Here is a 10147-nt window from a genome sequence, read left to right as displayed (position 1 = left end):
AGGCCGGGATTCATAGCGGCGAGGCCGGGTGCGAGTCCTGCGAAGCCTTGGGTGAAGGCCAGCCCTGCCAAGCCCTGCGCGAGTCCCGGGTGCACGGGAGCGTAGGCCAGCCCCGCCAGGCCGGGATTCATAGCGGCGAGGCCGGGTGCGAGTCCTGCGAGGCCTTGGGTGAAGGCCAGCCCTGCCAAGCCCCGCGCCAGTCCCGGATGAACGGGAGCGTAGGCCAGCCCCGCCAGCCCCGGATTCATAGCGGCGAGGTTCGGTGCGAGGCCTGCGAGACCTTGGGCGAAGGCCAGCCCTGCCAAGCCCTGCGCCAGTCCAGGGTGCACGGGAGCGTAGGCGAGCCCTGCCAGGCCCGGATTCATAGCGGCGAGGCCGGGTGCGAGTCCTGCCAGGCCCGGGGCGAAGGCCAGCCCCGCCAAGCCCTGCGCCAGTCCTGGGTGCACGGGAGCGAAGGCGAGCCCTGCCAAGCCCGGATTCATAGCGGCGAGGTTCGGTGCGAGGCCTTGAGCGAAGGCCAGCCCTGCCAGGCCCGGATTCATAGCGGCGAGGCCGGGCGCAAAGGCCAGCCCTGCCAAGCCCTGCGCCAGTCCTGGGTGTACGGGTGCAAAGGCCAGCCCTGCCAGTCCTTGGGCGAGTCCTGCAAGGCCAGGCGCAAAAGCCAATCCAGCGAGACCCGGCGCGAAAGCCATGCCGGCAAGGCCGGGCACTTGTCCTGCCAGCCCCGGGGCTAGCCCTGCCAAGCCATGGTTGATGGTCAATCCGGGCTGTGCGGCCATGCCCATGCCTGGGATACCCCATGCCAAGCCGGCTAGGCCGCCGATATGACCTGCTAGATTGGGTTGATTGATGCCGGGACTACCGTTGTTCATAGTGCCTCCGTCATGCTCAGGGATTGGATGGCGCGGACTGGGTACCGCGTTGGCACTCGAGCGCCGCGCCTCATCTCGATGCCAAAAAGCGCAAATCGGGGCGTGGCTCAATAGAGGCAATACTGCATGCCCGGCAGCGATGTGCCGACGGGAATGCGCATTGGCGCGGGATCTTCTATCTGGGAAACCCGCCGTGTCGCGAGATTGAAATGCACGAGAAAACGCGGTGCGATCAACGCAATCTTTTTTTCAGTGCAGATAAACTCGAAAAGAATTCGTGTTTCATCGGGGTCGCTTTCCCCGTTGAGACAATAAGCTGTACGAAATACTTCGGAATCGAGGACGTGATCGATGAAATGACTTTGGACCTGTGGTTCCTTGAGTGCTTCCATCACCCAGATCCAGGACGGGTTGGGCGTTGCCGCAAGCCGTTCCTGTGCATCGGCCAGTGCTTTCTCAAGAGCGCTCAGGAGGGCCGCTTCTTGAGCGGACGGTTTGTTCTGGTCATGCGGCTCGGCGTTCCGTGCGGCAGCTGGTTGTCTCACACGCTTTTCCATGCCATCTCCTCGGGGGATTCGATTGACCCATGACTGCACGACGATGCTTACGTATTCGGTGCCGGGTGTCCGGCACTCGATCAGTGTTGCAACATCAGAGCGCAAGGGTCATTGTCCGTGAGGACGCCCACACAAAGAAGATTCAAGTCCGTATCAGATCGGTGTCGCCGCAGGTTCACGCGAAGGTTCACGCCGCTCCGAACGCTTGGCTCCAAGCCTGAAGCTGATCGATGCTGGTCCCGACTCCGCCGCATACGATGACCACAATGTTCTCGGCCCGACGCAGGGTGGGTATGTCCGCATCGAGAGCCGCAATCGATGCGCCACATGCGGGCTCGACAACCACGCGGTGTTCGTTCAGGAGCGACAGGCATCCCGCAACGGCGTCCTGATCGCTGACCACCACGCTTTCGATCGGATGGCGTGCGGCGAGCGCGAGTGCGTCCTTCGACACCGTGCGAGCACCCAAGGAGGTGGCGATGCTGGAAATCGCAGGCAATTCGATGAGTCGGTTCGCATGCAAAGCTTGCGCATAGGAATCGGCGCCGAGGGTCTCAACAGCGATGACGGGAACACTGTGCCACGCATTGCGTTGCAGTCCTTCCACGACGCCGCAGAGCAGACCGCCACCCCCTACCGAGAGTACGATCGCGTCAGGCTGCGCAATCGTCTTCGCGATTTCATCGATCATCGAGGCGTGGCCCGACCACAGCAGCTTGTCATCGAACGGATGGATAAACGCATCGTGCTCGCGCACGAGACTGCGCGCGAACGTGTCCGCCTCGTTCCACGAGTTGCCATGAACAATGATTTCAGCGTTCTCCAGGGCGATCAGTGTTTTGGCTCTTTCTGACGTGGTGACGGGGACGACGACGGTGACGGGTACGCCTAGCTTGCGGCCCGCATAGGCAACCGCCAATCCCGCATTGCCGCCGGACGATGAGATGAAGCGTTGTGCTCCGCGTTCGCGGTAGATCGAGCACGCATAGCTCATGCCACGGGCCTTGAAAGAGCCGGTCGGCTGCCATGCTTCCATCTTCAGCCAGATGGACTTATGCGCGCGGCGCGACAAAGCGCGCGATTCCAAAAGGGGTGTTTCAAAATAAATACTCATTTCCTTCTCCATTCAATATCGATTTGCATAAACATTGCCGGGATGCATTGAGTAATTAAAGAGGTTGGTGCAAGAAAGCAATATGTAAATGCATTGAGCATGCGTTGCGCTGTCTTGAAATTATTCAAATCTTAGTATATAAAAAGATGAGAAAGAATATGGCAGTCCGGGGCGCTCATGCAGCGTGGATGTCGCTGGCGTTTGCGCATATCGTACCTATAGGATAACGGATCGACGTGCGCACTACCGATGTCGGCAGGACTTCAGAATCGCTTGTTCCGGGCCGAGTGGTGCTCGATGCGGGCGTGCTTAAACAATTGAGGCATGGCCGCCAATTGAGCCAGGAGGAATTGGCGAACGAATGCTTTAGCCGACACGTCAGAGTGTCGATCTCGTCGATCAAGCGCGCTGAGACAGGAAAACCCGTCCTATTCAGGATTGCCCGCGAGTTGGCGCGCTTCTATAACGTCCCGACCGAGCGGCTCATCTGCGCAAGCCTGCAGACCGGTTGCGATCGGCACTTGTCTGCCGACAACACCGTGAAGCTGGACGACGGCTCCTTCGCCGATCGCTATGAGTTGAATCGACTGAGAGGGCTGGTATTGTCGATGTTGGGTTTGGCCGAAAGGTCGATTCCCTATTTGCTCCAAACGGCGGAGATCGCACGCGAGGACGAACAGCGCTGCGAAGCCTGGTGTGCGCTTACCGAAGCGTATTTGGGGGCCCATCGGCGCGGTGAAGCCGAGCGCGCCATGCAGGAAGCGGAGCGGTACGCGTTATTGAGCCATCATCCGCATGAGTGGTCCGTGCGTATTGGTTCACTGCGGCGATTGTTCGGTACTGAAACGAGTGTGACGGGAAGCAGTGACGCACTCGATACCTTCGATGTGCTGGATGCGCGCATCAAAGCACTTGCCGCCACAATAGTGGATGAACATCCCATGGACATTTGCACGCCGCGGCATCGGCGTAACGGCGCCATCGACGCCTGACCCGCAGCGCTGCGAATCACGTTCATGATTCGTACTCCTAACGAAACACGATCAATGGACGATCGTGCGTGCAGCAGCGACCGCGTCCGAGGACACTCCGGTGCAGGCCTGCCTGATCAACGCTTGCTATACGACACGCGCCATACAGTGTCGTTGCCGTCTTCGGTAACAAGCAGTGCGCCGTCGCGAGCAACGGCAACACTCACCGGTCGGCCCCATACCTTGTTGTCGTCGATCATGAACCCGGTCAGAAAGTCCACGTATTCTCCCGTGGGTGCGCCGTTTTTCACGCGAACGCGCACGACCTTATAGCCTGTGCGATGACTCCGGTTCCATGAGCCATGAAGCGCGACGAATGCATCTCCACGATAGTCGTCCGGGAACGCCGACACGCCTTCTGTGGCCGTATAGAAGCACAGGCCCAATGGAGCCGAGTGTGAGCGCAGCAGCATATCGGGGACGGTAACGTGTCCTGCAAGATCGGGACGCTCGCCGACATACTTCGGGTCTTCAGCCCGGCCGAGGTAGTACCAAGGCCAGCCGTAAAAGGCGTGTTCGCTGACACGCGTTACGTAGTCGGGCACGAGATCGTCGCCGAGTCCGTCGCGCTCATTGACGACTGTCCATAACTCGCCGGTACTCGGATTGACCGCGATGGCGACTGGATTGCGCATGCCCGTTGCGAACGTTTGTAACGGCGAACGGCCTTCGGGATCGGTCGCGAGAACGATCGCGCGATGGGTCTCGGTACCCCAAGCCGCTCCGAGCCCATGCTCCGCTTCCCATGCGGATATTTCCGCACGGTTTTTCCGGGCCATACCGTCCGCAATGTTGGAAGCGGAGCCTATCGCAATGAACATGCGCTTGCCGTCCTGAGAGAAAGCGATATCACGCGTTGTGTGCCCACCTGTTGTCTGCGACAAACGCGCGATGACGGTTTGCGCTGCCCCGCGCGCTTGAAGGTCGCCGCTGCGATAGGCAAAGCGCACCACCGAGTTCTCGTTGGCGACATAGATCCATTGGGGATCGTGGCCGGGAGGGTAGAACGCGATACCGAACGGATAGTCCAGCTTGTCCGCGAAAACGCGGTTCTCGGTGGGCGCATCGGCGCCATCTGCGGCCCGCAGCACACGTATGCGATCGGCTCCCGATTCGGCAATGAAGATGTCGCCGTTCGGCGCAACGCGGATGAGACGCGGGTTCGTCAGGCCAGCGGCAAATCGTCGAGCCGTGAAGCCCGGCGGAGCCGCTGGCGCGGCGTTCTTTTCAGGCGGACTCACCACCCGGGGGCCGTTGCCCGCGGAACGCGTGCTGTAAGGGGCGGGTAAATTCGACAAGTCGATGCGATGTACGACTCCGGGTGCGTCGCTGTGCCAATCGCCTCGGTCCGGGTTTTCCGATCCGGCTGCGGGGGGCGTTGGCCTCATGGGCGTGGACGCCTGCGCGACTTTGTCCTTGCCGGCGTTGCTCTCGGGATCGGGGTTGGCCGCAACGGCCGTACGCATCACGCAGGAGGCAATCAGACAAGCGGGAATGAGCACGTGGATGAGCAAACCGGGCGATCGCATTGCTTTGCTCCGTCGGTGGTCGGTCGTGCCAATACTACCGGCTCGCCCGAGCGCGTCACGTTGCGAGCCCCTTGAAAACTGCGCGTTTCCCCGCATTTGATGGGCATCGATTTCGTTAGGAATGCCAATCATGGGAAGCCGTCCGGCCTTTATCGACAACGTCGTGCAGGGCATATCGGGGGAGGATCCCCAGGGCACCTCCAATCCACTGGCCGGCCCTGATGCCGACGACAGTGCCGATGCCGACGCTGCTTTGCTCGATGCCTATTCACGCACCGTTATCGGCGCGCTCGAACGCGTGCAGCAGGCCGTCGTGTTCATTTCTGTCGAGCGCAACCCGCCCACCGGCGCACCGCAGCGCGGCATCCGTGGCGGCAGCGGCTCAGGGTTTCTCTTCACACCCGACGGCTATCTACTGACGAATAGCCACGTCGTTCATGGTGCAACCGCCGTGCGGGTGACGCTCGCGGATGGCTCGACGCAGGAAGCCCGGATCGTAGGCGATGACCCGAGCACCGATCTTGCCGTGCTGCGCATCGGTTCGGCCGAACCGTTGCCGCATGCCGAACTTGGCGAATCGTCGAAGTTGCGCGTCGGCCAGATTGCGATTGCCGTCGGCAACCCGCTCGGGTTGTCTCAAACGGTTACGACGGGCGTGATTTCAGCGCTTGGCCGGTCGCTGCGCTCGACGTCCGGGCGGATGATCTACGACGTGATACAGACCGATGCGGCACTCAACCCCGGCAACTCTGGCGGACCGCTTGTGAATTCCGCGGGGCAGGTGATCGGAGTGAACACGGCGGTGATTCCCGGCGCGCAGGCAATCTGCTTCGCAACAGCGATCGATACCGCGAAGTGGGTCGTCATGCAGCTATTCGCGTATGGCCGCGTACGGCGCGCCTATATCGGCGTGGCGGGCATGACTGTGCCGATTCCAAGGAAGGTGCAGCGCTACTTCGAGTTACCGGGCGCTGCAGGCGTGCGAATCATCGAGGTGGTGCCAGGCAGCCCCGCAGCGCTTGGCGGGTTGCGTGTCGACGATACGATCGTTGCCATCGATGGCACCGCCGTGGATGGCATCGATGCGTTACAGCGAGCGCTCGACGCATCGCGGATCGATCGCGTAGTCGACATTGGTATCGTGCGGTTGACACGGAAACTGACGTTGTCGGTCACACCGACTGAGCAAGCGCCTTAGCATGGGGGCACCCCACGACCTGACGGCCGCCCATGCTGCGTGTAGCGCCGTGAGGTACGGGTGCGCCCTTGATCAAATCGCCTCAATACTCATGGTGATGATGATAGCCGCCGCCGTCCGGCACAACAATGCAGCCGGTCAGCACACTGGCAAGACATATCGCCGACAGGATGCAGGCAACGATTCGCTTCATGAGAGGTCCTTTTGTTGGTCAGCGCGGAGCCCAGTGTATTAAGTGAGCGCATTACCGTTGTGTTCGTGTGTAACAAGACGTAGCGCATCGGGGGCAGACCATCGGATCAAGAGCGGAATAAAGGGCGCGTAGCTAGCCCTCGAAATAATCGGTTTCAGAAGTCACATCTTTTGTCGTCATCGATTCGTGCTCCGACGGCGTTGAGGGACAGGGCACCAATCGGGAACTATCTCGGCCATTCGTAGATAATGGCGTGCGAACACAATTGCCACAACCGTAAGAGGAGTTACTGCATGAGAAGTCATGTCCGAACGAAAATGGCCGCGCTGACGGGCGCTCTAGCACTGGCAGCGATCGGCGCCGCCGGCACGGCCAACGCCGCCGGCTGTTTGAAAGGAGCGGTGGTAGGCGGTGTAGCCGGCCACTATGCCGGCCATCACGCTGTTGCAGGCGCAGTGGGGGGATGCATCGTCGGACATCATCTGGCGAAAAAACACGCTGAAGAAGAGCGGGCGGCAGCCCAACATCAAGCCGCACGCGCGCAGTAAGCGCGTCGCCTCGGGACTGCGGCTCGCGCGAGCCGCAGTCCCTCATCCGCTTTGGGCCCATTGCGCACGCCGCGTCGTGCGAGCAAGGCGGAGCAACCGGATCGGTTGCATCCCTGAGTCGTCGAGCCGCACTTACAACGGACATATAAGGCAGGCGTTAACTTCGCATCGGCGGCTTTTCGGCGCGCTATAGTAAATGCTCCTTCGCGATGGACAGCACGGGAGTCTTCGGTGGCCGAACGTGACGACTTGTTGCGATTGAAGAGCTACGCCCTCGACCGGGTGCGCGAAGCCGTCTACCTCGTTGACTGCAATGCGCGGTTTGTCTACGTCAACGACGAAGCCTGCGAATGGCTCGGATACGAAAGCGATGAACTGTCGAGGATGACAGTCATGGATATCGATCCCGACTGGAGCTTCGAGAGATGGAAGACCGCCTGGAAATATTTGCGCGAAAAGGGGTCGATGCTCATTGAAACGGTTCATCGACGCAAGGATGGGTGCGTCTTTCCCGTCGAAATCAGCACGAGCTATTTCGAAACCGCCGGCGGCGAATACAACTTGGCGCTGGCGCGCGACATCACCGCACACAAGGAAGCCCAGGCGCTGCTGACAACGCCGCAGGAGCTCGATGCGCAATATCGCAGACTGGGTGGAACGACACCCGATGTCATCTGTCGCTACGATCGCAAATGCCGCCTCGTGTACGCCAACTCCGGCCTTGCAGAAACGATGCGCAGGCCGCTGCAAGACTTGCTCGGAAGAACGCCTCTTGAGCATGCGCCCGATCGCCAGCTCGCAACGTTGCATACGACGCTCGCCGCGGTAATGCAAGACGGTCAAGAGCGGGAAATCGAAGTCGATTTGCCCGATGCGGGCAGCGGCGCGCGGCATCATCAAATTCGCATCATTGCGGAGCGCAGCATCGAAAGCGGAATCATCGGCGTGCTGGCGCTGGGGCGCGACATTACTGAGCGAAGGAAGGCGCAAGAACGCCTGCATGCGAGCGAACAGGCATTCCGCGCCGTGGTCGAGCATTCGCCAGACTATATCTCCCGGTACGACCTCGGCTACCGACGTGTGTATGTAAATCCGGCGATATTGGCGTTCATGCATCGCCCGATGAGCGGGCTGCTCGGCACTACGCCGGCGCAGTGCTCGTCGGTGGTCGACGTCGCAGCGTATGTCGATCGATTGAGGCAGGTCATCGAAACGGGCAAAGAGGTCACCGAAGAGGTGCGCTATCGCGACGCCGAAGGCCAGATTCGATGGGGCCACATGAGGATCGTTCCAGAATTCGCACGCAACGGAAAGGTCGCAAGCGTGCTCGCGATTAGTCGCGATATCGACGAACTCAAGCGCAGCGAGCAGCGCTTTCGCACGCTGGCCAAAAATTTTCCGGATTTTATCGCGCGCTTCGATAGGGAAAGCCGGCATATCTACGTCAATCCCGCCTTGTCGAAAGCGTTTGGCATTCCGCAAGACGCATTTTTTGGCAAAAGACTGGACGAGTTGCCGCTCACGTACAACGCCGGTCAGAACAATCTTCTTGAAGCAAGCATTGGGCGCGCTTTTGCCGAAGGTGTGCCGAACAACCAGGAAGCACGGTGGCGAACGGCAGAGGGCTGGCGCGTCTTCGAGGTGCGGCACGTCCCCGAAAAGGACGATGAGGGAGCAGTCGTCAGTGTGCTGCGCATTGCGCGCGACATCACACGGCTGCGCATGGCCGAGTTGGCGCTATCTGCCAGCGAACGAGCGTTTCGCACCCTGGCGGAAAATGCACCCGACCCGATCGTCCGCTATGACCGGGAGTTGCGGCGCATCTATGTGAATCCGGAGTTCCTGCGCGTGACAGGAACACGTGCGCAAGACGTGCTCGGCAAGACAATCGGCGAAGCCGCAGATCAGCCGATGCATGCGCTCGACGCCCCCGTGCAGACACTGCGCGATGCCATTGGCCGTGGCATGGCCGCTAAGGAGGAAGTCACTTGCGAATGGCGCGGCAAGCTGACTTGCTGGTATGTCCACGCCGTGCCGGAATACGATTCCGAGGGGCGTGTGCAAAGCGTGCTCACGGTGTGGCGCGATATCACCGAGCGCAAGGATGCGGAATACCGGTTGCGCGAATCGTACGAGATGCTGAGGGAGCTGGCTTCTCGGCGCGAAACGGCCCGTGAAGAAGAGCGCAAACGGATCGCGCGCGAGTTGCACGACGAACTCGGGCAACAATTGACGGCACTTCGCATGGGGGCGTCCGCCTTACGCATACGGTTTGCGGGCGGCAATCCCGGTGTCGACGCGGACATACGCAACTTGGTGATCCTCGCCGATGAGACGATGCAGGTGGTACGCGACGTTGTCGCATCGCTACGCCCGGCGGTGCTCGATGCCGGCATCGTGGCAGGGCTCGAGTGGCTCGCCGCCGATTTTTCCCGTAACAGTGGGGTCGTCTGCCATCTGTGTGTTCCGGAGGAGCAGGTCCCATTAAGCGAGGATGGATCGATCGTCGTCTTTCGCATCGTGCAGGAGGCGCTCGCCAACGTTGCGCGCCATGCGCTCGCGAGGCACGTCTACCTGACGCTGGACCAAGCCAATGGTCATTGCGTTCTTGATATACGCGATGACGGCAAAGGATTCGATCCCGTTGCCACTCGTCGAAAATCGTTCGGACTCGCGGCAATGAAGGAAAGGGTGCTGATGCTGGGCGGCGAGATCGTTGTTTCGAGTTCGCCCGGAAAAGGGACGGCAATCACCGTCCGCGTTCCAGTGCGTCAGCCTGCGGGGGCGTCATAAGGCAGTCGGCCTCCAGATTCAGAAAGGAAGGCTTTGTGTGCTAGCGCACACGCGGGGATGGCGGAGCCCGCTCGTTGGTGGCACATTCGAGACCTGCATCGCGGCCGACATCGAGAACTGTTCGAGAATTGTTCGCGGCGCTGGGCGATGCAAAGCACCTTGAAACAAGCAAGCGGTTCACGGCGACCCAAGGATGACTGATGTTGAGTCAGCCACACGTCAAGCCGGATGTTCACGAAGCCGATCGCAGTGGCATGCATGCACGCGGCGCCCCCGTCGCACTGGCATCATGCTCCTTATGCCTTTCCTGCA

The 10147-nt window shown here is 60.7% G+C and carries 7 protein-coding genes and 1 pseudogene; 4 read left to right on the top strand and 4 right to left on the bottom strand.

What is annotated here, in order from left to right; all coding sequences use genetic code 11:
- The 3 genes and pseudogenes from VL598_RS06620 to VL598_RS06610 form a co-directional block, all read right to left on the bottom strand.
- Positions 1–872, bottom strand: a pseudogene (locus VL598_RS06620) (hypothetical protein); the annotation flags it as partial.
- Positions 873–979: 107 nt separating this feature from the next.
- A complete protein-coding gene (locus VL598_RS06615; protein WP_325325899.1) occupies positions 980–1429 on the bottom strand; it encodes a hypothetical protein in 450 nt (149 codons plus the stop codon).
- A 187-nt stretch (positions 1430–1616) separates the two neighbouring features.
- Complete coding sequence (locus tag VL598_RS06610) at positions 1617–2543, bottom strand: pyridoxal-phosphate dependent enzyme (RefSeq protein WP_325325898.1); 927 nt, start codon at positions 2541–2543, stop codon at positions 1617–1619.
- Positions 2544–2779: 236 nt separating this feature from the next.
- Between VL598_RS06610 and VL598_RS06605 the strand changes: the two genes are divergently transcribed.
- A complete protein-coding gene (locus VL598_RS06605) occupies positions 2780–3535 on the top strand; it encodes a helix-turn-helix transcriptional regulator (protein ID WP_325325897.1) in 756 nt (251 codons plus the stop codon).
- A gap of 116 nt (positions 3536–3651) precedes the next feature.
- On the opposite strand, the gene VL598_RS06600 is transcribed toward VL598_RS06605, so the two are convergent.
- Positions 3652–5103, bottom strand: a complete 1452-nt coding sequence (locus VL598_RS06600) for a PQQ-dependent sugar dehydrogenase (RefSeq protein WP_325325896.1) — start codon at positions 5101–5103, stop codon at positions 3652–3654.
- Positions 5104–5233: 130 nt separating this feature from the next.
- Between VL598_RS06600 and VL598_RS06595 the strand changes: the two genes are divergently transcribed.
- The 3 genes from VL598_RS06595 to VL598_RS06585 all read left to right on the top strand — a co-directional run bounded on the left by VL598_RS06595 (position 5234) and on the right by VL598_RS06585 (position 9835).
- Positions 5234–6301, top strand: coding sequence for a S1C family serine protease (locus VL598_RS06595; RefSeq protein ID WP_325325895.1), 1068 nt, complete (start codon positions 5234–5236; stop codon positions 6299–6301).
- A gap of 510 nt (positions 6302–6811) precedes the next feature.
- Positions 6812–7042 carry a hypothetical protein gene (locus tag VL598_RS06590; protein WP_325325901.1) on the top strand — a complete coding sequence of 77 codons (231 nt, stop codon included), beginning with the start codon at positions 6812–6814 and terminating at the stop codon, positions 7040–7042.
- Between the two features lie 231 nt (positions 7043–7273).
- The gene (locus VL598_RS06585) at positions 7274–9835 is read left to right on the top strand and encodes a PAS domain S-box protein (protein ID WP_325325894.1); all 2562 of its coding nucleotides are present in this window, start codon (positions 7274–7276) and stop codon (positions 9833–9835) included.
- Positions 9836–10147: the final 312 nt, after the last annotated feature.

Source organism: Trinickia sp. (assembly GCF_035492435.1).
Taxonomy (GTDB): Bacteria; Pseudomonadota; Gammaproteobacteria; order Burkholderiales; family Burkholderiaceae; genus Trinickia.
Note: the sequence above shows the minus strand (reverse complement) of the source record. Positions and strands in the feature narration are given on the sequence as shown.

Coding starts and splice junctions, on each gene's coding strand:
- VL598_RS06590 (WP_325325901.1), top strand. CDS start 6,812: ATGGCCGCGCTGACGGGCGCTCTAGCACTGGCAGCGATCGGCGCCGCC.
- VL598_RS06600 (WP_325325896.1), bottom strand. CDS start 5,103: ATGCGATCGCCCGGTTTGCTCATCCACGTGCTCATTCCCGCTTGTCTG.
- VL598_RS06610 (WP_325325898.1), bottom strand. CDS start 2,543: ATGAGTATTTATTTTGAAACACCCCTTTTGGAATCGCGCGCTTTGTCG.
- VL598_RS06595 (WP_325325895.1), top strand. CDS start 5,234: ATGGGAAGCCGTCCGGCCTTTATCGACAACGTCGTGCAGGGCATATCG.
- VL598_RS06615 (WP_325325899.1), bottom strand. CDS start 1,429: ATGGAAAAGCGTGTGAGACAACCAGCTGCCGCACGGAACGCCGAGCCG.